This window comes from Lentibacillus sp. L22 (assembly GCF_040812445.1).
Lineage (GTDB): Bacteria > Bacillota > Bacilli > Bacillales > Amphibacillaceae > Lentibacillus_C > Lentibacillus_C daqui.
Window position 1 is genome coordinate 1 of sequence record NZ_JBFNXI010000019.1, and the last position, 24,599, is coordinate 24,599.

General features: G+C 42.0%; 25 protein-coding genes, 1 riboswitch and 1 other annotated feature. Of the genes, 2 read left to right on the forward strand and 23 right to left on the reverse strand.

The window, feature by feature from the left end; translation table 11 throughout:
- Positions 1-283 precede the first annotated feature (283 nt).
- Positions 284-381, forward strand: a riboswitch (guanidine-I (ykkC/yxkD leader).
- 68 nt (positions 382-449) lie between these two features.
- Together ABRT01_RS10160 and ABRT01_RS10165 are read left to right on the forward strand one after the other, a co-directional pair.
- On the forward strand, positions 450-791 hold the full coding sequence (locus ABRT01_RS10160) for a DMT family transporter (RefSeq protein WP_269409325.1): 342 nt from the start codon (positions 450-452) through the stop codon (positions 789-791).
- Positions 791-1,105: a DMT family transporter gene (locus ABRT01_RS10165; RefSeq protein WP_269409326.1), complete on the forward strand. Its 315-nt coding sequence runs from the start codon at positions 791-793 to the stop codon at positions 1,103-1,105. The genes ABRT01_RS10160 and ABRT01_RS10165 overlap by 1 nt, the downstream gene beginning before the upstream one ends.
- 134 nt (positions 1,106-1,239) lie before the next feature.
- Here the strand turns inward: ABRT01_RS10165 and pyrE are convergent, their stop codons facing one another.
- The 23 genes from pyrE to ftsZ all read right to left on the reverse strand — a co-directional run bounded on the left by pyrE (position 1,240) and on the right by ftsZ (position 24,591).
- The gene (gene pyrE, locus ABRT01_RS10170) at positions 1,240-1,854 is read right to left on the reverse strand and encodes an orotate phosphoribosyltransferase (RefSeq protein ID WP_269409327.1); all 615 of its coding nucleotides are present in this window, start codon (positions 1,852-1,854) and stop codon (positions 1,240-1,242) included.
- Positions 1,838-2,548 (reverse strand): orotidine-5'-phosphate decarboxylase, encoded by a 711-nt coding sequence (gene pyrF, locus ABRT01_RS10175; protein WP_269409328.1) that lies wholly within the window; start codon positions 2,546-2,548, stop codon positions 1,838-1,840. Before pyrF ends, pyrE begins: the two co-directional genes overlap by 17 nt.
- Positions 2,545-3,459 carry a dihydroorotate dehydrogenase gene (locus ABRT01_RS10180; protein WP_269409329.1) on the reverse strand — a complete coding sequence of 305 codons (915 nt, stop codon included), beginning with the start codon at positions 3,457-3,459 and terminating at the stop codon, positions 2,545-2,547. Before ABRT01_RS10180 ends, pyrF begins: the two co-directional genes overlap by 4 nt.
- Positions 3,456-4,205: a dihydroorotate dehydrogenase electron transfer subunit gene (locus ABRT01_RS10185; protein WP_269409330.1), complete on the reverse strand. Its 750-nt coding sequence runs from the start codon at positions 4,203-4,205 to the stop codon at positions 3,456-3,458. The genes ABRT01_RS10180 and ABRT01_RS10185 overlap by 4 nt, the downstream gene beginning before the upstream one ends.
- Positions 4,202-7,402, reverse strand: coding sequence for a carbamoyl-phosphate synthase large subunit (carB, locus tag ABRT01_RS10190; protein ID WP_367747004.1), 3,201 nt, complete (start codon positions 7,400-7,402; stop codon positions 4,202-4,204). The genes ABRT01_RS10185 and carB overlap by 4 nt, the downstream gene beginning before the upstream one ends.
- Entirely contained in the window at positions 7,395-8,498 is a 1,104-nt protein-coding gene (locus ABRT01_RS10195) for a carbamoyl phosphate synthase small subunit (protein WP_269409332.1), read from the reverse strand. The genes carB and ABRT01_RS10195 overlap by 8 nt, the downstream gene beginning before the upstream one ends.
- Positions 8,467-9,771, reverse strand: coding sequence for a dihydroorotase (locus ABRT01_RS10200; RefSeq protein ID WP_269409333.1), 1,305 nt, complete (start codon positions 9,769-9,771; stop codon positions 8,467-8,469). Before ABRT01_RS10200 ends, ABRT01_RS10195 begins: the two co-directional genes overlap by 32 nt.
- Complete coding sequence (locus tag ABRT01_RS10205) at positions 9,731-10,660, reverse strand: aspartate carbamoyltransferase catalytic subunit (protein ID WP_269409334.1); 930 nt, start codon at positions 10,658-10,660, stop codon at positions 9,731-9,733. Before ABRT01_RS10205 ends, ABRT01_RS10200 begins: the two co-directional genes overlap by 41 nt.
- Positions 10,661-10,921: 261 nt before the next feature.
- Complete coding sequence (gene pyrR / locus ABRT01_RS10210; RefSeq protein WP_269409335.1) at positions 10,922-11,464, reverse strand: bifunctional pyr operon transcriptional regulator/uracil phosphoribosyltransferase PyrR; 543 nt, start codon at positions 11,462-11,464, stop codon at positions 10,922-10,924.
- A 209-nt stretch (positions 11,465-11,673) separates the two neighbouring features.
- Entirely contained in the window at positions 11,674-12,585 is a 912-nt protein-coding gene (locus ABRT01_RS10215) for an RluA family pseudouridine synthase (RefSeq protein WP_367747007.1), read from the reverse strand.
- The gene (gene lspA / locus ABRT01_RS10220; protein WP_269409337.1) at positions 12,582-13,052 is read right to left on the reverse strand and encodes a signal peptidase II; all 471 of its coding nucleotides are present in this window, start codon (positions 13,050-13,052) and stop codon (positions 12,582-12,584) included. The genes ABRT01_RS10215 and lspA overlap by 4 nt, the downstream gene beginning before the upstream one ends.
- Positions 13,053-13,305: 253 nt before the next feature.
- On the reverse strand, positions 13,306-16,068 hold the full coding sequence (gene ileS / locus ABRT01_RS10225) for an isoleucine--tRNA ligase (RefSeq protein ID WP_269409338.1): 2,763 nt from the start codon (positions 16,066-16,068) through the stop codon (positions 13,306-13,308).
- Between the two features lie 83 nt (positions 16,069-16,151).
- Positions 16,152-16,378 (reverse strand) — a binding site (T-box leader).
- A gap of 50 nt (positions 16,379-16,428) precedes the next feature.
- Positions 16,429-16,932: a DivIVA domain-containing protein gene (locus ABRT01_RS10230; protein ID WP_269409339.1), complete on the reverse strand. Its 504-nt coding sequence runs from the start codon at positions 16,930-16,932 to the stop codon at positions 16,429-16,431.
- A gap of 84 nt (positions 16,933-17,016) precedes the next feature.
- Positions 17,017-17,790, reverse strand: a complete 774-nt coding sequence (locus ABRT01_RS10235) for a YlmH family RNA-binding protein (RefSeq protein ID WP_367747010.1) — start codon at positions 17,788-17,790, stop codon at positions 17,017-17,019.
- 12 nt (positions 17,791-17,802) lie between these two features.
- Positions 17,803-18,069: a YggT family protein gene (locus tag ABRT01_RS10240; RefSeq protein ID WP_269409341.1), complete on the reverse strand. Its 267-nt coding sequence runs from the start codon at positions 18,067-18,069 to the stop codon at positions 17,803-17,805.
- A gap of 6 nt (positions 18,070-18,075) precedes the next feature.
- Entirely contained in the window at positions 18,076-18,501 is a 426-nt protein-coding gene (locus ABRT01_RS10245; RefSeq protein WP_269409342.1) for a cell division protein SepF, read from the reverse strand.
- 18 nt (positions 18,502-18,519) lie between these two features.
- Positions 18,520-19,191 (reverse strand): YggS family pyridoxal phosphate-dependent enzyme, encoded by a 672-nt coding sequence (locus tag ABRT01_RS10250; protein WP_269409343.1) that lies wholly within the window; start codon positions 19,189-19,191, stop codon positions 18,520-18,522.
- Between the two features lie 29 nt (positions 19,192-19,220).
- On the reverse strand, positions 19,221-20,030 hold the full coding sequence (pgeF, locus tag ABRT01_RS10255) for a peptidoglycan editing factor PgeF (protein WP_269409344.1): 810 nt from the start codon (positions 20,028-20,030) through the stop codon (positions 19,221-19,223).
- Between the two features lie 43 nt (positions 20,031-20,073).
- Positions 20,074-20,352: a YlmC/YmxH family sporulation protein gene (locus ABRT01_RS10260; RefSeq protein ID WP_269409345.1), complete on the reverse strand. Its 279-nt coding sequence runs from the start codon at positions 20,350-20,352 to the stop codon at positions 20,074-20,076.
- 112 nt (positions 20,353-20,464) lie between these two features.
- Positions 20,465-21,244, reverse strand: a complete 780-nt coding sequence (gene sigG, locus ABRT01_RS10265; RefSeq protein WP_269409346.1) for an RNA polymerase sporulation sigma factor SigG — start codon at positions 21,242-21,244, stop codon at positions 20,465-20,467.
- A 125-nt stretch (positions 21,245-21,369) separates the two neighbouring features.
- On the reverse strand, positions 21,370-22,089 hold the full coding sequence (sigE, locus tag ABRT01_RS10270) for an RNA polymerase sporulation sigma factor SigE (protein ID WP_269409347.1): 720 nt from the start codon (positions 22,087-22,089) through the stop codon (positions 21,370-21,372).
- A gap of 147 nt (positions 22,090-22,236) precedes the next feature.
- Positions 22,237-23,157: a sigma-E processing peptidase SpoIIGA gene (gene spoIIGA, locus ABRT01_RS10275; RefSeq protein WP_269409348.1), complete on the reverse strand. Its 921-nt coding sequence runs from the start codon at positions 23,155-23,157 to the stop codon at positions 22,237-22,239.
- Positions 23,158-23,430: 273 nt separating this feature from the next.
- A complete protein-coding gene (gene ftsZ, locus ABRT01_RS10280; protein WP_269409349.1) occupies positions 23,431-24,591 on the reverse strand; it encodes a cell division protein FtsZ in 1,161 nt (386 codons plus the stop codon).
- Positions 24,592-24,599 lie beyond the last annotated feature (8 nt).

A 24,599-nucleotide genomic window follows, 5' to 3' on the forward strand; every position in this document is an offset into this window, starting at 1 on the left:
AAAAAAATAAAGCCATCACAGGCTTTAAAGGCAATTTCTGATTATGTAGGTGTCAAACTCCCGTGTTATCCTAATTTTATATATAAATAGAAATAAAATCAATATACAGATTTATAATGCAGGAAAAGATGAATGACGATGAAGTGATTCGAATACACAAAGACGTAAACTCCAGACTAAAAAAGAGTACCGACATTGGCCAACCTAATCTCCTTTATATTCCAGCTCCTTTAACTTGAATTAGTATTAAATGTAATTGTATAATGGTAAACAATAACATAGATAAAATGTTTTCTAGGGTTCCGCAACTATAATGTTGGTCAGGTCCGAGAGAAAACTCACAACTCGATTGTGCCACGGAGGGATAAAAGCCCGGGAGAAAACTGTTTAACAGTTTCTCCCGGGCTTTTTATTTTTTGGCAAATAATAAAATTGGAGGAGTCATTTAGATGAATAAGAACTGGATCAAAGTATTTATTGCAGCCTTTTTAGAGGTGTTTTGGGTAATTGGGTTGACTCACGCCTATGATTTTTGGACATGGACCGGGACAGTTATCTTCATTATAGCCAGTAATTATTTAATGATAACAGCTGCACAAGTACTACCTGCGGGAACGGTCTATGCCATTTTTGTGGGATTAGGGACAGCAGGTACTGTCATTGCAGACATTCTTTTCTTTGGAGAACCATTCAAATGGGGAAAAATTCTTTTAATAATGATACTATTAGCTGGCGTCATTGGTTTGAAATTAGTCACAAGTGAAAAGGTTGAGAAAGGGGCTGAATCTTGATGCCTTGGTTTACTTTAATTTTAGCAGGCTTATTGGAGACATTTGGTGTTGCTATGATCAATCGATTATCTGTGAAAAGAAATTGGCAAACAGCCATTTTATTGATTTTGGGGTTTGGCTTAAGTCTTGCATTACTCAGCTATTCATTACGATTTATTCCTATGGGAACAGGTTATGCAATTTGGACAGGAATTGGTGTTGTTGGAGGCGCCTTGGTTGGAATGCTATTTTTTGGGGAGTCAAAGGATTGGAAAAGAATAGTCTTTATAGCTATGGTACTATGTTCAGCAATCGGATTGAAACTTATTTCATAACGTGAAACTTCAATCAATGGGGGTTTTCTTTATCCCCCATTGATTGTTAGTCCCGTTCTACCGTGCTAATCTTGAGCCTTCGCGTAGATAAAGCGACACTACGAACCCGATTGGATCCTGCGAACAGCCTTTATTTACAACGTATGCCGCCATGCTTTGAGCGCCTGGTATTGGTCGTTGTCGATTGTTTGGTTATCCATAAGTAATTGCAACAACTCATCGTAGTTTGTAAGGGTCTCATAAGGCAAATCCGCTTCTTTAAATTGCGTGACCAACTTCTCCAGCCCGTAAGAAAAAATAGCCAGGACTCCTAATACAATTGCCCCGTTGTTTTCGAGTGCCTTTGCTGCTTGTAATGATGAGCCCCCGGTAGATAATAAATCTTCTATGACAATTACTCTTGCCCCTTTTTCAAATGTCCCTTCTATTTGATTTCCCTTGCCATGTGCTTTTGGCTTGGATCGAACATAAACCATCGGCAAATCAAGCTTTTCGGCAACCCAGGCAGCATGTGGAATCCCTGCAGTTGCACAGCCGGCAATCACATCCGGTTTCTCGGGCATTTGTTCGATCAATTGTACAAAGCCCTTAGCAATTCTATTTCTGACTGCCGGGTGGGACATGGTCAGACGATTATCACAATAGATCGGTGCCTTGATGCCTGAAGTCCAGGTGAAATAATGTTCTGGACGAATTTGTACTGCTTTTATTGCCAATAAATCCTGGGCTATTTCATGACTTAACTTCATTGTTCCACTCCTTTAATACGTTGATATAAGCTTGTTTTGGTTGCTGGGCATTGGTTATTGCCCGGCCAACTACAAGTATATCTGCACCATGTTCACGGGCAAATGAAGGTGTGGCGACCCGCTTCTGGTCGTTCGTGTTTGATTCTTGCAAACGGATACCAGGGGTTACGGTAAGAAAATCCAATCCACACACTGTTTTCAGCTGGCTTGCCTCATGAACCGAACAAACCACACCATCCGCTCCATTTTGTTTAGCGATAGCAGCCAAATGTACGACGTTGTCTTGCATGCTTCCGGAAATCCTTAATTCTTCATTCATCACTGTTTCTTCCATGGAAGTCAACATCGTCACCGCTAGCAATTTGGTATGATTATTGGAACTTGCCAACAGCCCTTCTTTTGCGGCTTGAATCATCGCCCCGCCACCAAGGGCATGAACGTTTACCAAATCCACATCCAACTTCGTCAAATTTTGCATCGCTTTTTTCACTGTTGTCGGAATATCATGCAACTTTAAATCAAGAAAGATGGCATGATTGTCCTTTTTCAGTTGTTCAATAATATAGGGTCCTTCCCGATAAAATAACTCCATGCCAACTTTCACCGGTACCCCATTAAGATTATGTCGATCGATGAAAGCTTTTGCCTCCATCCATGTGGGAAAATCCAGTGCCAGATAAATATTATTATTCACGCGCCATGCCCCTTTCCGATCGCATCCGTTACCTTTGTAAATCCATATGTTGTTAATATATCTGGCAGCGCATCAATGATTTCCGCACAAATATATGGATTTTGAAAATTAGCTGTACCAATCGCCACTGCACTGGCACCAGCCAATAAAAATTCCAATACATCCTTAGCATTGCCAATCCCACCCATACCAATAATCGGAATGGAGACATGTTGTTTCACTTCATAAATCATTCGAATCGCAATTGGTTTGATAGCCGGACCAGAAAGCCCGCCTGTTTGGTTGGCTAGTAGTGGTTGCTTGTTTCCCAAATCGATGGTCATCCCTGTTAGTGTATTGATCATGGACAAACCGTCTGCCCCTGCTTGTTCTACCGCTTTAGCCATGGCAACAATATCTGAAACATTAGGGGAAAGCTTTACATATACAGGATGATTGCTAACCTTTTTCACCGCTTTTGTAACCATTGCCGCCAGTTCCGGATCAGTACCAAATTGGATCCCTCCAGCTTTGACATTGGGACAGGAAATATTTAATTCCAGCGCCTGTATCGCAGTTGTTTTGTTAAAGGCTTTGGCGACAGTTACATACTCTTCCAATGAGCTGCCGGCTATATTCGCGATAACAGGAATGTCATAAGAAGCCAGGTTTGGAACCTCGGAGGCAATAATTTGTTCCACACCCGGATTTTGCAGACCAATGGCATTGAGCATACCAGCAGTTGTTTCGGCTACACGTGGTGTTGGATTGCCAAAACGAGCCTCCTGCGTTGCTGCCTTCATGATCACCGCTCCGAGTTGACTTAAATCATAAAATGCACCGTATTCCCGGCCAAAACCAAAACAGCCTGAAGCTGGCATAATCGGGTTTTTCAATGTCAACCCTGGCAAATGAACCGTTAAATTTGTCATAAGATCACCTCACTTGCTGCAAATACGGGACCATCCTGACAAATTTTCTTGTAACCAGATTCCGTTTTTGCTGGAATCACACAGGCGAAGCAGGCACCGACACCACAACCCATTCGTTCTTCCAGCGAAATATATCCGCGCTTTTCACTTAATTCCACTGTTACGGCTTGCAGCATGGGCAATGGTCCACAAGAAAAATAATCGTCAAACGATCCGATCTGATCCAACACATCAGTTACCATTCCCTTATAACCATAGCTGCCATCATTTGTCACAATCCATGCTTCACCAATTTCCCGAAACTTGTCTTCATAAAACACTTGGTCATGTGATTGGAAACCGAGGACCGCTTTGACATCAATACCTTGCTTATTTAGTTCTTTCCCGAGATTGTATAGTGGAGGGATACCTATTCCTCCACCCACCAGTAATGCGGTTCCCATATCCGAATCATAGCTAAATCCGTTACCATTAGGGCCTAATGCATCGATGATTGTCTCTGGTTTGCAGGTAGCCAGTTGCTGTGTACCTGCACCAAGTTTTTTGAATAAAATGGTGACGGTTCCTTGATTAGGATCTGTCGCGGCGATCGAGATTGGCCGACGTAATGTATGTCCGTCAACCAGGATGTGTAAAAACTGTCCCGGTTTCGCTGTTGACGCCGCTAATTGATGTTTTAATACCATTTCAACTATATCCAAGGCAATTTCCTTTACAGATACTACCATCATTTGTAGCCGTTTCATCCCGACACCACCTGTTTTTCCACCAATGGCTGCGCTGAAAATGTGGTTGCATCAATCACATTTACTATGGCGGTTGCTGTATCCAGGCTTGTTAAGCAGGCAATGCCGTGTTCTACCGCTTTCCGGCGAATCCAAAAACCATCTGAACGTGGTTTTGTTCCGGATGTTAACGTATTGACAACCAATTGCACCGTACCTTGTTCGATTATCGATAGAACGTTTGGTTCATCGGTAGCAACTTTTCCTACCTCAACTACTGGAATGTTTCGTTGTCTGATGAAATTAGCGGTTCCGGTTGTTGCATATAGTTGAAAGCCCAACTGATGGAAACGGGTGGCAATCTCAAGTGCCTCTTGTTTATCCTTATCGGCAACAGTTAACAATACAGCACCTTCTTGTGGAACCGTTAAACCGGAAGCGACAAGTCCTTTGTATAAAGCCTTTTCCAATGTTTGATCATGACCAATGGCTTCCCCGGTAGATTTCATCTCAGGTCCAAGCGTCGTATCAACACTACGCAATTTTGCAAAAGAGAAAACCGGTACTTTCACGGATGCCATATCAGATTCCGGTAACAATCCTGTATGGTAACCCATGCCTGCAAGTGTTTCTCCCAATATACATCTGGTTGCCAGATTTGCCATGGTAACGCCGGTGATTTTGCTCAGGAAAGGAATCGTTCTGCTTGCCCTTGGGTTAACCTCAAGGACGTACACATCTTCATTTTGAATAATGAATTGGATATTGATCAGTCCTTTTACCTTTAAAGCACGAGCAATTTTTATCGTCTGTTCCATACATTTCTTTTTCACCACTTGACTTAGTCGTTGTGGCGGATATACGGCGATAGAGTCTCCGGAGTGGACACCGGCGCGTTCGATATGTTCCATCATCCCCGGAACAATAACAGTTTCGCCGTCACATATTGCATCGACTTCCACTTCGATACCCGTAATATATTGATCAATTAAAATTGGGTGCTCATTTGACTTATTCGCTACTTTACCCAGATACGCTCGCAATTCTTCTTCATTATGGACGATTTCCATCCGGCTGCCACCAATCACATAGGACGGTCGTACCAGGACAGGATAGCCAATGGTTTGGGCAGCGATCAATGCTTGTTCTGGTTTTAGTACCGATTTTCCATTCGGCCTTTGGATATGCAGTTCCTCTAGTAATTGTTCAAATTTATCCCGATCTTCCGCCTGGTCAATGGCGTGCCTGCTTGTTCCCAGAATGGTTACCCCTCGCCGTTGTAATCCCGCTGTCAGATTAATTGCTGTCTGGCCACCGAATTGAACGATAACCCCTTCAGGCTGTTCCAATTCGATGACATGCATAACGTCTTCCAATGTCAGTGGTTCGAAATATAGCTTATCAGAAATACTGAAATCGGTTGATACCGTTTCAGGATTATTGTTCATAATAATTGCTTCATAGCCCATTTCCTTGATCGCCAGCACGGAATGAACAGTCGCATAATCAAACTCAATTCCTTGCCCAATGCGAATGGGACCTGATCCAAGGACGAGTATTTTTTTCCGTCCAGATGCTACCGATTCATTCTCGTCATCATAGGTGCTGTAAAAGTATGGTGTTGCAGATGCGAATTCGGCTGCACACGTATCAACCATTTTGTAGGCGGGACGAATTGTGTGCTGCATGCGAAATTGATACACCTCGTCAACCGATGTACCCCATAATCTGGCAATATGCATATCAGAAAATCCTGCCTGCTTTGCTTTCGTTAAGATCATTTGCGAAAACGGCTGTTGTTTTAAATCATCTTCCATATGAATCAAGTTCTTCAGTTTCATTAGGAAATACTTATCAATAGTTGTTAAGCTGAAAATCTCGTCAACCGTCATACCCCGGCGAAATGCTTCGGCAATAACGAACAAGCGCTCATCGTCTGGCTTGGCAAGTTTTTGTTGAAGCTCTTGTGTTGATAAATCTGCCAGGCTCCCCAGCCAAAATTCTTCCGTTCCGATATCCAGTGAGCGGATCCCTTTTAACAAAGATTCGGTAAAACTTCGCCCAATCGACATCACCTCACCTGTTGCCTTCATTTGCGTCCCAAGGAGTCTGTCACCATCGACAAATTTATCAAATGGTAACCTTGGTATCTTGGTAACAACATAATCAAGTGCAGGTTCAAAACAAGCATAGGTGTTACCCGTGATTGGGTTGATGATTTCATCCAATGTTAATCCGACAGCAATTTTTGCAGCTATTTTGGCAATTGGATAACCGGTTGCCTTTGATGCCAAAGCTGACGAACGACTGACACGCGGATTCACTTCAATGATGTAATATTGAAAGCTATCTGGATCAAGGGCAAGCTGGACATTACATCCGCCTTCGATACCGAGTGCGCGGATAATTTTTAACGATGCATTCCGCATGAGCTGACAATCCCGATCACTTAATGTTTGTGACGGAGCAACAACGATTGAGTCTCCCGTATGAATACCAACTGGATCAACGTTTTCCATGTTGCATACCACAATCGCCTGATCTTGTTTGTCCCGCACGACTTCATATTCTATCTCTTTAAACCCGGCGATATTTTTTTCAATCAAACATTGATTAACCGGAGAAAGTGCCAGACCATTTTGGGTAATCTCTTTCAATTCGTCCAAGGTTTTGCATATGCCCCCGCCAGTGCCCCCTAATGTATAGGCTGGGCGTACAATAACCGGAAAGCCAATTTCTTCGCTAAAGCTGCAAGCCTGTTCCACCGTATGCACAATTTGGCTATCTGGAACCGGTTCATTCAGCTCTTGCATCAACGTCCGGAATTTTTCCCGATCCTCAGCCTGTTGAATAGCCTCCAATGACGTACCAAGCAATTGCACATGAAATTCGTCCAGAATCCCGGTCGCCTCCAGCCCAACAGCCAAATTCAAACCAGTTTGCCCGCCCAACGTTGGCAATATTGCATCAGGTCGTTCTTTCCGGATAATTTTACTCAAAAATTCGATGGTTAATGGTTCCATGTACACTTTATCCGCTACGGTGTGATCCGTCATAATGGTTGCTGGATTCGAGTTGGCTAAAATGACTGTGTAGCCTTCCTCTTTTAATGCCTGGCAGCCTTGCGTTCCGGAATAATCAAATTCAGCGGCCTGTCCAATCACAATGGGGCCAGACCCAATGACGAGTATTTTTTCGATTGCTGTATTTTTAGGCATATGTTTGTTCCCCTTTCCCGGCTTCCTTCGTATCGTCGATCATTTGCAAAAATGCATCAAACAACGGATTGGCATCATTCGGACCTGGAGCACCTTCAGGATAATATTGAACAGAAAATGCTGGATACACTGTATGTTTGATTCCTTCCACACTATGATCATTTAGGGCTATTTGCGTTAAAGCAAGATTGGTCCTGCCCAATGACTCATGGGTAACATCATAGCTATGGTGCTGACCGGTCATATACGTCCTCCCTGTTTCCAGATCTTTTACCGGGTGATTGGTGCCATGATGACCAAATTTCATTTTTTCTGTATTGGCGCCACATGCCAGGGCAAATAGTTGATGGCCCAGGCCAATACCAAATAAAGGCAGCTGACCCAACACATCTTGCACCATTTCCATGACTTCCGGAATAGCCTTTGGATCTCCAGGACCGTTTGACAACAGAATGCCATCCGGTTTTAGTTGTAAAATATCCTTTGCCCGATAGTTATACGGCACCACGGTTACATGATTATCCCGCTTGGTAAGTTCCCGTAAAACACCATGTTTCATACCAAAATCTACTAACACAATGCGCCTTCCCCTGCCAGGGACAACATATGGTTTTACTATAGATATTTGACTAACCAGATTTGTTGGCATGGGCGTTTGCCTTAATTGGCTTACCAGTGTTTCAACAGGCTCAGAAACAGGGGCAATGCAACCTTTCACTGTACCATGCTGGCGAATCGTTTTGGTTAACTTTCTTGTATCAATCCCCGCGATTCCCGGAATATTGTATCGTTTTAAAAAATCATTTAAGGTTTCTTCACTGCGAAAATTGGACGGATATTCCTCATATGCTTTTGTGATAACCCCGTGAACACTTGGGGCAGTTGACTCCATATCGTCCCGATTCATACCGTAATTTCCAATGGATGGGTTCGTCATGACAACGATCTGACCAGAAGCAGAAGGATCAGAAATAACTTCCTGATATCCAGTCATTCCGGTATGAAAAACAATCTCACCCATTGTCATCGTTTCACTGCCAAATCCTTCACCGATAAATACCGAACTATCTTCCAGTACCAGTTGACGTTTCAACATGATCATCCTCCTTGTAAGCAATCTTTCCTGCTGCTATCGTCATTACTGGCAGACCTGTAACATGCCAACCATGAAACGGCGTATTTTTTCCTTGTGAATAAAAGTGATTCCTATTAATCTGTCGTTCTGCATCCAAATCTACTAATGTCAGGTCAGCAATTCTGCCTGCTTCCAGTCGTCCATAAGGCAGTCCAAATGTTTGGGCAGGTTTGAAAGTTAGCCAGTCGACTAATTGAGATAAGGTGCATTTTTGCGTCTTCACAAGTTTGGAATATAACAATGAAAAAGCTGTTTCCAGACCAACAATTCCAAACGGTGCTTGCAAAAATCCGTTAGCCTTCTCATCGGCAGCATGCGGCGCGTGGTCTGTGGCGATTAAATCAATTGTGCCATCCAGTAAACCATCGATTAATGCCTGCTGATCCTCCTTTGACCTTAATGGTGGATTCATTTTAAAATTAGCATCATTTGCTGGTATATCTGTTTCATTTAAAAGCAAGTGATGTGGTGTTACTTCCGCTGTAACAGGAATGCTTGCCTTTTTTGCATCCCGGATCACACGCACTGATTCTTTCGTACTGACGTGACAAACATGATAATGACAACCAGTAGTCTCTGCCAATAATACATCGCGGGCAATTTGTACGGACTCACTTAATGATGGGATGCCAGGTAACTGCAGGCGTTCACTGACCTCACCATCGTGAACAACGCCCTGATAGACGAGTGAGTTATCTTCACAATGAGCTACAATCGGCTTTCCACAGGCAGCAGCTTCCCGCATGGCCCGAAGCATTTGATCAGCCGTTTGAATACCAACCCCATCGTCGGTGAAAGCAAAAGTACCCAGTTCGGCTAACTCATTGATCGGTGTTAATATGTCACCCTTTAACCCCTTCGTAATCGCGGCATATGGCAATACGCGGATGACGGCATCTTGTTCGATTTTTTCCTGAAGCTGGTTGAATGTTTCCAGATTATCAGGTACTGGTTTCGTATTCGGCATGGCACAGACCGTTGTAAAACCACCCCTGGCAGCTGCCATTGTTCCGGTTTCGATCGTTTCTTTATGCTCCCCGCCTGGTTCGCGCAAATGGACGTGGACATCGATAAATCCCGGAAGAAGCAAACGCCCCTTACAATCGATGATTTGCTCCGGTTCACTGGTGATTTCCTGTTTAATTTCGGCGATTTTTCCATAATCAATCAGCACTTCGCAATCAACCAATTCATTAGTAGGCAGCAGCCTTTTTGCATGTTTTAGTAAAATCATGAATAAGCCCCCGTTCTGCTGAAATATTTTTAATTATTGCCATGCGGACATACATGCCATTTTCCATTTGTTGAAAGATGCGAGATCGCTGACACTCTACTAAACTTGTATCAATCTCCACCCCTCGATTAACCGGAGCTGGATGCATCACAATGGCATGCTTTTTCATTTGCTGTTCCCGTTCAACTGTCAAGCCATACTTGTCAAGATATATATCTTTATCTTCTGTATACACCGACTGATGTCGTTCATGTTGAATGCGCAGTAGCATCATGACATCACATATATCTACTGCTTCATCCATCGGGATATATGGAATGTCACGTATTATATCCACAAACTCCGGTGCACCGGAAAAATAGACGTTGGCGCCTAAACGTTTCAGTGCCCGAGCATTGGAGTGGGCAACTCGGCTATGTTTAATATCACCGGCAATCACGACATCCAGACCGGTAAACGTGCCATATTCCTGATAGATTGTCATTAGGTCCAGCATACATTGGGTTGGATGTTCGCCTTGTCCTGCCCCGGCATTTACAATGGGAATCTTGATATTTTGCAGGAGGTCATCATACCATGTGTCATCCTGATGTCGAATAAACAGCATATCTGCCCCGATTGCCTCGTAAGTTTTTGCTGTATCATACAATGTTTCCCCTTTACGAACGCTTGCCATATCACTGTGAAAATCCAACACATCCATTCCCAATTTTTTCTGGGCAATGATAAAGCTCATTTTTGTTCTCGTACTTGGTTCAAAAAATAAATTTGCCGCAAACAGTTGGCGATGCAAATGTTGGGATGCTCCCTGCCGTAAATCTTCAGCCATTTCAATAATGGAAAATATCTCCTCCGTCGATAATTGGTTTACCGAAATAAAATGTTGCAATTTGGATCTCCTCCTTTGTTTTGATCATCATTTGAATTGATCGCGCGCCTGGCAACAATTCCCCGCTTTTTGAATATAAAAAAACACCTCTTTGCGTAAGATCGCAAAGAGGTGCGGTAGTAGTGGGCAAGTGGTCAGGAGTTAGAGGTTGGATCTGTCATTTGAAGGACACTCCTTTCTCTAATACCCCTGTAACCTGTCACATACACGTTTCTTTTCGACCTTACAAATCTCTCTGGATTCACTTAAAGGTCCTGCTATTTATTTTTCAAAAATCGATACTTGTTCGATATCATCAGTTTCGCCGAGTTCGACAACAATGATTTCCTTGTCTGATGTTGGGATGTTTTTACCGACGTAATCAGCACGGATTGGCAGTTCTCTGTGACCGCGGTCAACGAGGACAGCCAATTGAATATTGGATGGTCTACCCAAGTCCATCACTGCATCCATTGCAGCTCTTACTGTTCGACCGGTAAACAACACGTCATCAATCAAGATCACATGTTTGCCGGTCAGATCAACTTCAATATTCGTGTTTTTTAGTTCTGGTTCATCATTTTTCACTGCTTTCTCCAAATCATCCCGGTAAAGCGTGATATCCAATTCACCGATTGGAACGGTAATCGATTCGATTTGTTTAATCTTTTCCTGCAACCGGTTGGCCAGAGGGGCTCCTCTCGTTTTAATACCAACCAGTACCAGATTTTCCCCACCTTTATTTTTCTCAAGGATTTCATGGGCTATCCGGGTTAATGCCCGATTGATTGCTGGCTGATCAAGCACCTCGGTTTTTTTCTTCATAACGACTCTCCTAATAAACATATCTGGCTCAAGCGTTACGTAAACTTTCGCCTTTGCTTTTCTTCAAAATTAAATCCCTATTCTCCAAGAGGAAAAAAGGGATTCGTGATGAATGGTTACATCATGACCGCTTCCTTTTTAGCCTCACAGGACTACTTTTTAAAGGTCATATTCAACTATATTTATTATTCCAAACCTGAGCATTTATGTCAACACATTTTTTCAATTTGCTTTAACAGATTTTGAAATACAGCCGGTGCTTCCACCTCAAACCGCAGCCATTCTTTTGTCTTTGGGTGGGTAAAACCCAACACGCGGGCATGAAGAGCCTGACCACCGATATCCAGTGTCTTGCGCGGACCATATTTGGGATCCCCAACAAGCGGGAAACCAATATAACGCATATGTACACGAATTTGATGGGTTCTCCCTGTTTCGAGCTGACATTCCACATGGGTAAAACGGTCGTACCTTCTTAATACCTTAAAATGGGTGACAGCAGGTTTGCCTTGTTCGACAATCCCCATTTTTTGCCGGTCTTTTGGATCACGAGCAATCGGTGCATCAATGACACCATGTTCATGGGCAATTACCCCATGTACGACTGCTTCATATTTTCGTTCCACATCTTTTGCCTGCAACTGCTCAACCAAGGAAGCGTGCGCCTGATCATTTTTGGCCACCACCAATAAACCACTGGTATCTTTATCAATCCGATGGACAATTCCTGGTCGCTCAACTCCATTAATACCGGATAAATCCTGACAATGATACAACAACGCATTAACCAATGTGCCAGTTGTATGTCCTGCCGCCGGGTGAACTACCATTCCTTTTGGCTTATTGACAACCACCACATCACGATCTTCATAGACAATGTCCAATGGTATATCTTCTGGCGTAACTGCTAATGGTTTTGTCTCCGGGATTGACCACATAACAAGATCACCAGTTTGGCATTTATAATTGGCCTTGACAATACGGTCGTTAACGGTAACCAAACCCTGATTAATCCAGGTTTGTACCTGCGACCGAGATTGTTCCGGATTTAATTCCGCTAACAACTTATCAATCCGTGTTTTATTTTGTTCGATCTGTACTTCATACTGTTGTGCGGTCATTTGGCTGTTGTCCCCTTCTTTTTCTCATCTATAAATGTAGCAATCAAAACAAGGATGACTCCAATACAAAGACAGGAGTCGGCTACATTAAAGATCGGAAAGTCATAACGAAAAATGGTAAAATCAAGAAAATCAACCACCTCTTGACGGAAAATCCGGTCAATGAAGTTACCGATTGCCCCGCCAAGAATCAGACTCAGCGACACCGCCAACAGCGGGCTATCTTTGCCAAACTTATGCAGATAGAAAATTACTCCAACAACTACTACCACAGTAATAATATAAAAGAAAATCATTTGGTCTTGTAGAATACCCCAGGCTGCACCTCTATTACGATGCGAGGTTATGTAGAAAAAATCGTTAATAATTGGAATCTGCTCGTACAATTCCATGTTTTTTACAATCAACCACTTTGTCAGCTGATCAACACCAATGACAACCAGTGCAATAAGATAATACCAATACATATCTGTTATCCTCCGCTTCGATTGTTACAAACACTTCTCCTGCATTTTACCATAAAAGATTACGCTTTGCCTGTTGGGGCTTGATTTTTTACAGGGGTTGGACTGTATTTTTCGTGATTCGGACTGTATTTCCGACTCCCGACAGTATCTCTGATTCGTACAGCATTTCCGTTGGCTTTTCGAAAACATCCGCTTAAAATGTGAAAGGCTGTCACAAAACGATAGCTTTTGTGACAGCCTCATCCAAAGCAAATTAGTTTATCTCTGCATAATGTGTCTTCACAACGTCTGCACAACGGGAACATAAATCAGGATGATCGTGGTCTTCACCAACTGTTTCCGATGCAACCCAGCAACGAGCACATTTTTCGCCAGGATGTTTTTCCACTTTTACATCCACATAACGATAATCCTTGCCACCATCCATACTTTCGGCCACATCCGCTTCAGAGACGATTAGTAGCTGATGAAGATATGGAATGTGCTCCAAGACATCTTTTGTTTTCTCGTCCTTGGCCACAATCGTTATTTTTGCTTCCAGCGATTTACCGATAACTTTTTCATTACGTGCCTCTTCCAGTGCCTTTAATACATCATCGCGCACTTTCATGAAATGATCCCATTTTTCCAAATCGGTTTCATTGGCAAATACCGTTTTTGCCTCTGGGATGTCGGTCAATTGGACATAGTCTGCCTCAGTTCCATGGATATACTCCCACACTTCCTCTGTTGTATGCGGGATTAACGGTGTCAACATTTTAACCAGGCTGGTCAAGATGTCGTAATACACCGTTTGGATGCTCCGGCGGCGAGGATGATCCGCTGCTTCGATATATAAAATATCTTTGGCAAAATCAAGATAGAATGAACTTAAGTCGACTGCACAGAAGTTATGAATGTCATGATAAATTGGCGAAAATTCAAATTTATCATAGCTTCTCCGAACACGCTTAATCAAATTCTGCAGGCGGTGCAGCATATAGCGATCGACTTCTTCCAGATCATTCTCCGCTACCCGGTCTTTAGCCGGATCAAAGTCAGCGATATTGGCCAGCATGAAACGGAATGTATTACGGATTTTTCGGTATGTTTCCGATACCTGCTTCAAGATATCATCAGAAATCCGGAAATCTGCCTGGTAGTCAACCGAGGCAACCCATAACCGCAAAATGTCGGCACCAAGCTGTTTTAATACTTTGGATGGAGCAATAGTGTTGCCAAGGGACTTACTCATCTTTCGGCCTTGCCCATCAAGGGTAAATCCATGACTGATAATATTTTCGTACGGTGCCTTGCCTGTTACTGCAACAGCTGTTGACAGTGATGAGTTGAACCAGCCGCGATACTGGTCACTGCCTTCCAAGTAGACATCTGCTGGACGACGGTGATCTTCCCGACCAAGCAAGACCGCCTCATGCGAGGAACCGGAGTCAAACCAAACGTCCATAATGTCCATCTCTTTGGTGAACGTACCATTTGGGCTATGTTCCGAAGTAAATCCTTCGGGTAATAATTCTTTGGCATCCCACTCAAACCAGATATTTGATCCATGTTCAGCAAATAGTTTCGATACATGTTCGATCGTTTCATCAGTAATAATTGGTTCCTTATCTTCACCATAAAATACCGGGATTGGCACACCCCATGTCCGTTGCCGGGAAATACACCAGTCTTCCCGATCCCGAACCATATTGTAAAGACGCGTTTCACCCCATTGCGGATACCAATTAATCCGCTTGATTTCGTCCAAAATATCCTGGCGAAAATCTTTAATCGATGCAAACCACTGTGACGTAGCCCGAAAAATGGTTGGCTTTTTCGTCCGCCAGTCATGTGGATAGGAGTGGGTAATGAAGTTTAACTTCAGTAGTGCACCAACCTCATCCAATTTCTCTGTGATTGGTTTATTGGCGGTATCATAGAACATCCCTTCGTAACCGGGGGCTTCATCTGTAAAGACACCCTTTTCATCGACTGGACATAATGCATCAATGCCATATCGTTTGGATACGTAGAAGTCGTCTTCCCCATGTCCCGGGGCGGTGTGGACGCAACCAGTACCGGCATCAACAGTCACATGATCGCCAAGCATAACGAGCGAGTCGCGATCATAAAATGGATGTTTCGTCACTATTTTATCTGCTTCTTTACCACGGAATGTTTTAACAACTTCCGGATTTCCCCAACCCAGTTCTTCTGCAACAGTAGGTAACAACTCCTCGGCAACGATAAATTTATCATCATCAACTTGTGCCACCACATAGGTGAGGTCCGGATGCAAGCTGATTCCCAGGTTGGCCGGGATGGTCCATGGCGTTGTTGTCCAGATAACGAATTTCTCGCCACCTTCCAGAAGATCCTTTCCATCCGTTACCTCAAATGCAACATAAATGGATGGGGAACGTTTATCATGATATTCGATTTCAGCTTCCGCAAGTGCTGATTCTGATGACGGAGACCAGTAAACAGGCTTCATTCCTTTATAGATATAGCCTTTTTTTGCCATTTCCCCGAACACCCGGATTTGGGCTGCTTCATAGTCCTTTGTTAATGTGATATATGGATGCTCCCAATCGCCACGAACACCTAGTTCTTTAAACTGGGAACGTTGATTATCAATTTGTTTCATCGCGTATTCGGCACATTTTTGACGAAACTCAGCGACGCTCATCTTTTTACGATTGACTTTTTTCTTTTTCGCCAGTGCTGTTTCGATTGGCAGGCCGTGTGTGTCCCATCCCGGAACATATGGGGCTTGGAACCCGGCCATTGATTTGTAGCGCGTAATAAAGTCTTTTAAAATTTTGTTCAAGGCATGACCAATGTGTAAATCACCATTGGCATATGGCGGGCCATCATGCAGTACAAATAATGGTCTTCCTTCTGTACGCTCCAAACTCTTTTCATATAGGTTGTTTTCATCCCATTCTTTCCGACGCAGCGGCTCTTTATTCGGCAAGTTCCCCCGCATCGGGAATTTGGTTTTCGGCATTAATAATGTTTCTTTGTAATCCATATCCTTTCCTCCTACAAATTAATTATATGGCTCCACATTAGGCGGTTTTTTCAAATCCAAATAAAAAAGCCTTCACATCCCAAAAAAGGGACGAGAAGACTCGCGGTACCACCCTTATAAATTTAATTCATTACAATTAAATTCACTCAGAGATTCGTAACGTGAATGAACCGTCCATATCTACTAGGCAACCGTTCGTATGGATACTCCAGAGTGATGTTCTAAAAGGATACTGTATCAGGCTTCCACCATACCCTGACTCGCTTTAACAGCTGACGATCTTTTATACTGTCTCTGTCATCGTATTAGATATATTATATGTGTACAAATTATATGCATAAATTCCTGAAACGTCAAGGATTATGAATTATTTTCTGCTAATTCGGGTTCTTCATCCATTTCCGTATCAAGCAGCCTATCCCAATCATTGGTATCAATCATGTCCAATTGCGCTTCTACCAACATTCTAAATCGTGTCCGGAAAACTTTCGCCTGTTTTTTTAATTGTTCCACATCCGCTGAAATCCGTCGTGACTTTTCCAGCGCTTCATTAATAATTCGATCGGCATTTTTTTCCGCTTCTTTAATAATCAATTTTGCTTCTTTGGATGCACTGCCTTTCACTTCTTCGGCTGTCTCCTGGGCAACGAGGATCGACTTATTCAATGTTGTTTCAATATCTGTGAAATGTCCAAGCTTTCCCTCTAGTTGTTCCACTTTTTCTTGCAAATTCTTCTTTTCCCGGATGGTCATTTCATAGTCTTTAATGACCTGATCGAGAAATTCATTGACTTCATCCTCATTATAGCCTTTCCAGCTTCTGGAGAATTCTTTATTGTGAATATCTAGTGGTGATAATGGCACAAGGCCACCTCCTAACAAAAAATATCGAACACTCATACTGCTATATTTCTACATAAATAGCGTTTTTCCTGCATGTACAGGAAATTATTTTAAAATGGCCGTTGTAATCCGCCGTTTTTCCTTTTTGGTCTGACCGTTAATAGTGACCAGTTTACTTCTTCCTTTTCCCCGCAATGATAACAGGTCCCCTTCCTGTAAAAGCAGGGCTGGATTTTCCACTGTTTTATGATTTACCTTTACCAAGCCTTTTTCAACGTAATTTGCGGCATCTTTGCGGGAAAGCTTGTATATTTCTTTTACAACCGTATCCAGTCGCAATGAAGAAACTGTACATTCTGTTTCCTTCCAATGTTTTTCTTCTCCTAAAAAAGCAGATAACGGCTGTGTTTCGAATTTCAATTTTGCTTGTCTGATACTCGTTAAATTGATTTGAACATATGATGCGATTTCCTTGGCTATCAGGATTTGTACAACGCCGTCTTTTGCATGGATATCACCCAGCTTTTTTCGTTTAACACCCAAGGATAGGAATGCCCCCATAACATCGCGATGTGTTAAAGTAATAAACTTTTTCGAGTAGGTTGTCTGCAGTAATACCAACTCAAAATCAGCCTCATCAATTGGCTCGTACATCGGAGCAATGATCATTCGTTTACGTTCGGTATATGGACCACCGCCATGTTTATGTAATCTAAGTATCTCATGCTTACCGATGAGCGTCTCCATAATATGTTGTTGCCTGGGATCCAGAAAATCAGTTAATTTTGGAATGTAGGAGTTTTCAACCTGTTCCTTCCATGCCAATACCTGGTCAATAAATTCTTGTTCATCTCTGCGAAAGTGCTGAGATATGTCCATTGTCGTTTCACCTTAAAGCAGAAGCATTCTGAACAGCTCAAATAAGCCGCTTCTTGCTAAATATAGTACAAAAATAGCAACGATTGGTGAGAAATCAATCATTCCCAGTGGCGGTATAATTTTACGGAATATTTCCAGATATGGTTCACAAATCTTGGCCATCAACACCCCAAACGATGATTCGCGTGCACCTGGAAACCAGGACATAAAAATATAAATAATTAATGCATAAGAATATATCTCAACGGCTAAATTAATAATATTTAATAATTGATACATGCTTTGCTACCATCCCTTTTCATCAACTTCATTCATAAATGCTTCGGAAATTTTTCCGGAAACATCTACATTATCTGGTGTGCAAAGAAATGTCTCTGCACCGAGCTTTTGCATGTCGCCATTGACAGCGTAAACTGTTCCGCTGAGAAAGTCAACAATGCGTTTGGCCTGATGATGATCAATCCGTTGTAAATTTATCACAACAGCCCGGCGATTGATAAGGTTATCAGCAATTTCCTGTGCCTCATTATAGGATCCGGGCTCGCATAGAACAACCTTGGAAGAAGGCTGCTGCAAGCTTTTTAGATTGACAACATTTCGTCCTTGCTCTTTTGACATACTTTCAGGCACTTCCGGTTCCTCCTGTTCCTCAACGTATTCGTATTCATCATCCATCGTGAAAAATGTTTTTATTTTATTTTTTATGCTCATATTTTCACCTCATTTATGTTATGAACCGACCAATTTGGAACCAATCCGGATATGTGTAGCTCCCTCTTCAATCGCAATTTGATAATCATTGCTCATTCCCATTGACAAGTAATGACATGGAGCATGGGGAAATTTTTGTTGTTCAATGATATCCCGTAATGCTGCCAACTGTCGGAATGTTTCTCTTAATAAATGCTCGTCATCAGTATGCGGCGCCATGGTCATCAAACCGACAATACGTATCTGATCAAAATCTTGCAGTGATCGAATAAATGACTCCACCCGATCTTTGGTTAGTCCATGTTTTGATTCTTCCTCACTGACATTCACCTGTACAAAACAATCAACCGTTTGTTTGGCGCGTTTATGAATTTCCTTTGCCAAAGAGAGCCTGTCAAGTGAATGAATGGCATCCACTTTATCAATAACGTCTTTCACTTTTCTTGATTGTAATGTACCGATAAAGTGCCAGGTTGCCTGATCTTTAAAATAATTATATTTTTCCAAAAAGCCTTCTGAACGATTTTCACCAAGATGCTTAATTCCAGCTTCAATTGTTTCCTTTGTTCGTTCTATTGTAACATATTTCGTTACGCCGATGATGTTTATGTCATCCGGATTGCGATTACTTTTCGCACAAGCTTGTCTGATATTTGCTTGAATCACTCGTAAATTTTCTGCTACGTCCATGATTGTTCTCTCCTCTCTTTGCACACCGGTTAAGGAATATAGCCAATAAACCCTAACATTCTGCCTGTCTTACCATGATCTCGCCGGTGTGAAAAAAATAATGACTCATCACGAAAAGTGCAATAATTTGTTATACCTATATTATGACGGAAAACCCCACATTGTAAAAGGATTTCTTTGTTTAATTGTTTTAGATCCAGCAAATAGCGATGATTAGCAAGTTTTTTAACCGTATGCTTCTGCAATTGTGTTGGTATCGACTGAATCACACGTTGATCGACCTCATAATTTGCTTGTGATATACAAGGTCCAATGATGACATTTAGATGACGTACATCGCTGCCAGTATGTTGCAGTTGTTTAACCATTTTTTCCGCCATTCGATTAACGGTGCCCTTCCAACCAGCATGAGCAATCCCAATGTAACCTGTTGTTTGATCAAAGAAAAATAATGGCACACAATCAGCGAAGAAGGCGGTACACAATATACCAGGTTTATTTGTAATTATACCATCAACCCCAGCCAAAGAATCCTCAAGGGAAACGGAACCTTTTCCTTTGTCATCGTCTGTGACAGTAATGATTTCGGTTGCGTGAACCTGCTCTGCTCCTACCCAATCCTGAAGCGGAAAACCAAGCATTTGTGCCAGTCGTTTTCGATTGTTTAGCACATCCTGTTTATCGTCTTGCACATGTAATCCATGATTAAATGACGAAAAAGGCTGCTTGCTGACACCACCGTTTCTTGTGGTGAATCCAGCGCACAGCTTCGGATTGATTTGTTTCCATGTATCGATAAGTAGAATAGAATCTGTATGCTGATTAAACGGTTCTGCCATAAAAATCCCCTCCAGTTTATACCTATTCTATTCTACCATAGTTTTAGCGCTTTTCCATGTCATCCCGATCCGGATATAAGGATGGTGACTCTACATTCTTCACCAGAATTACATCCGCTCCGATTGTTGCTATTTGGCTCCAATAAATAATCAACTCATCTGCTTTTCCAAAAAATCCACTCTGCTTTTCTTTTATAGGCACAATTAATGCGGTAATTTTACCAGTCGCGCCATCGATCTCCAAATCCGTGAAATGACCCAACTTCGCCCCGTCACTAATACTAATAATTTCCTTTAACTGTAACTGCGATAATGTTACCATATTCCTCACCCACCTTACTACATCTATATGCAGGGATATGTAACTTTCATGTACAAAAATAAGCCGTATCACATTTGTGATACGGCTTATTTACGGGTAACTTTTACCACTACTATTCAAACATCTCTTTATTCATTTGATCAATTGCGGCTTTTTCCAGGCGCGAGACTTGTGCCTGGGAAATCCCAATTTCATCTGCAACTTCCATTTGTGTCTTCCCTTGAAAAAATCGTTTGTTCAAAATCATTTTCTCTCGTGCATTTAATTGAACCATACCCTCTTTCAAGCTTAATTTGTCCACCCATGTATCATCTTTATCCTTGTCATCACTAATCTGATCCATGACAAAAATCGGATCGCCGCCATCATTGTAAATCGGCTCAAATAATGATACTGGATCCTGAATCGCATCCATGGCAAAAACGATATCGGAATGGGGAACTCCCATTTCCTCGGCAATTTCCATTGGTGTTGGTTCTTTAGAGGTCTTATTTATTAGTTTTTCTCTTACTTGCAAGGCTTTATATGCGATATCACGCAATGATCTTGATACGCGAATGGGATTATTGTCCCTTAAATATCGTCTGATTTCACCGATAATCATTGGTACTGCATACGTAGAAAACTTAACATTATGTCCTAAATCAAAATTATCAATTGATTTCATGAGTCCAATACAGCCCACTTGAAATAAGTCATCCACGTACTCACCACGATTATTAAATCGCTGAATCACACTTAAGACCAACCGTAAATTTCCATTGACCAATTCTTCTCTGGCAGAAATGTCTCCTTCTTGCATTTTGATGAATAATTTCTTCATTTCCTCGTTCTTTAATACAGGTAATTTTGATGTATCAACACCACATATCTCTACTTTATGTCTGGCCATGATGGTCCTACCCTCCCGTTGGAGATGCTGTTCATGGACAGTATCTCCGCGGGGAAAGTTTTTTATGCAGTCTGATTCGGGTTACAATCGGATGAAAATCGGTGCTTCCCTACTAAAAATAAGGGCTAAACCATTTTATTAAATTCTTTTTTTAGGCGTCTGATTATTTTCTTCTCCAACCTGGAAATATATGATTGAGATATACCGAGCATATCTGCAACATCTTTTTGCGTTTTTTCTTCTTCGCCAACAAGCCCAAAACGAAGCTCCATAATCTGTTTTTCCCGATCATTTAATTGGGAAAGGGCATTTTTTAATAAATGTTTATCTACATTAGATTCCAGGTTTCTGGTAATAATATCATCATCCGTTCCCAATACATCGGATAACAATAATTCATTTCCATCCCAATCAATGTTTAACGGCTCATCAAATGAAATTTCTGATTTCAATTTATTATTTCTGCGTAAATACATCAAAATTTCGTTTTCAATACAACGCGAGGCATAGGTTGCCAGCTTTATTTTCTTTTCCGGATTAAATGTATTGACTGCTTTAATCAGTCCAATGGTGCCAATACTAATCAAATCCTCAATATTAATACCTGTATTTTCAAATTTACGGGCTATGTACACAACCAGCCGCAAATTTCGCTCAATTAACATGGCACGGGCTGCTTTATCTCCTTTTGGCAAGCGCTGGAGTAATTCCTGTTCTTCCGTTTTGGATAATGGCGGCGGTAAAGCTTCACTCCCCCCAATATAATAAATTTCGTCTGATTTTATTCCCAATTTCATGAGCGTATTGTACCACCACAAACGCATCCTCAATTTCCATTTACGCAAAACAATCTCCCCTTTTTGATGTCTTTATGAAATTTATGGCTATAGAAATCCTCTAACTGGAATGGCCATGTCCGGCTCCAGGTCAAAGTGCCAGTCAACCACCATCACCTCCAAATACTACTGACCAGGTGCTTTACGCCTTTGTTTTTAAGCCGGATGTACTGCAGCCAATTTGATGATTTGTGGATGGAGTAAACAATGATAACTGTCATCATCCGTTAACGAGGCAAATTGAATGCCTATTAATGCTTTGCTTGTGATAATTTTCCCTTTATCATAATAAACTGTAATATTATCAGGCTTAATGGTTAACATGAATAGCCTTTTTCCGTCGACACCCTGGAATGGGACCAATTGAATTCGGTTCTGCCATTGATCCGGTATACAATCAAAATCCAGCTCTTCTTGGGCACTTTTTAGCAGTTCCCATTCATCTTCGGAAAACCAGTTCATTAAAAATTGCTTATCACAGATAATTACCGGTTTTTTTGTCAGTGGATCAACCAATTGGTTCCCGCTGTCAATATACCCCGTTGTCGAATGACTCACTTGATTAAGCTCGATAGTAACAGAATATAGCTGGTCGTAGCGGATTTTTTCGGTAGCGTGCTTGTCCATACGGTTTTTCGTAAACCACCAAATAATCGGAAATCCAATAACTATAAAAATCCAGCTAGTGGGATCACCATAGCCTTTATTGAAAGTAAGCACCCCATTGGCCGAGAACCCAATTGGATTTTGCAGCAAAAAATGTACAGCTATCAGACCACCTCCAATTGAAAATGTAGTAAAGTAGAATAATAGCAGCATTTTTAAAAAGCGACGAATCGAATAAAAACGGAAAGAGCATAAAATAATCACCAAAGAATAACAGATTTTCCCTAAAACGGTAGTAAAAAAAGAGTCCGGGTAATACAATGAGATAGGCACAATGATTGATGCCACAAATGCACCAAACATGATTCTGATTTTTCCCGAGCTATCTTTGGCTAAAATCTGTGTGAGCATTAGCAGCATCATGTCTAATAGAAAGTTCAATAACCAGACAGCATCAAGATAAACAGTCACACCGCTCTTCCTTTCTGCGCATGAGAACGATCTTCCAGCCTCCATCAAAGTCTGAAACAAATGCGTTAAAGGTAGTATAGCGGATGTGTAAGGCAAAGTCTGTCACTTCTTGTCCGCAAAGTTGCGCTAATTTCAACGAGTTATCAGGGAGTTTGTCGGCTAAATATGGATAGGAATGTAATGGGGATGTCAGAAACACAATTATCGGTTCTTGAACAAAAAAACTAAAATAAAAAGCAAGCGGAATGATTTTTAATCCGCTTGCTTTTACTATTATCGTCTTCTATTCCGGTTCCGTAAGAAGGCTGGAATATCCAGTGTATCCTCTTCTGGTTGTTGTTGCTTGGGCGGCTGTTGATTTTCTGTGTAATTTCGGGTGTTTCTTGTTTCCCGATACGGTATATCGTCATTGAATGTTGTAGCCGCATGTTGTTTATTGCTCGGCATTGACCGGCTTTTCGGCTTATGATCAGCATTTTGGTTCTCATCAAATCCAGTAGCAATAACCGTGACAATGATTTCGTCTTTCAGGCTTTCATTAATCACCGAGCCAAAGATCACATTTACTTCCTTATCTGCTGCCGATGTGACAAGGTCAGCCGATTCCTGTACTTCATAAAGGCTGAGATTTGCTCCACCCGTGATATTCATTAAAATGCCATGCGCCCCATCGATTGATGTTTCCAATAAAGGTGAGGAAATGGCTTTTTTGGCTGCTTCTGTTGCCCGATTTTCACCGGTTGCAATACCAATTCCCATTAGTGCAGAACCTTTGTCAAACATAATGGTTTTGACATCGGCAAAGTCGACATTAATAAGTCCAGGCTTGGCAATCAAATCGGATATGCCTTGTACCCCTTGACGCAATACGTTATCTGCTTCACGGAATGCTTCCAACATCGGGGTGTTTTTATCAACAATCTCCAGCAAGCGATCATTTGGAATAACAATTAGTGTATCGACACAGCTTTTTAATGTGTCAATTCCGGAGATAGCCTGGGTCGCCCTTCTTCTGCCTTCAAATGTAAATGGCCGTGTTACAACGCCAACGGTGAGCGCACCCAGATCTTTGGCAATTTGTGCGATGGTAGGTGCAGCACCAGTACCGGTTCCTCCACCCATTCCAGCTGTGACAAAGATCATATCGGCACCTTGTAGTACCTCTTCTATTTGCTCTTTACTTTCTTCCGCAGCTTTTTTACCGACTTCGGGATTGGCACCTGCTCCCAAACCACGGGTCAGCTTTTCGCCAATTTGCAGTTTCACTTCTGCTTTCGATAGATCCAGTGCTTGGGAATCCGTGTTGACAGCAATAAATTCAACACCTTCTACACCATGCTCAATCATGCGGTTAACGGCATTATTTCCGCCACCGCCAACACCGATTACTTTTATGGTTGCCAATTTATCCATATTTGTGTCAAACTCCAACATATACGTTC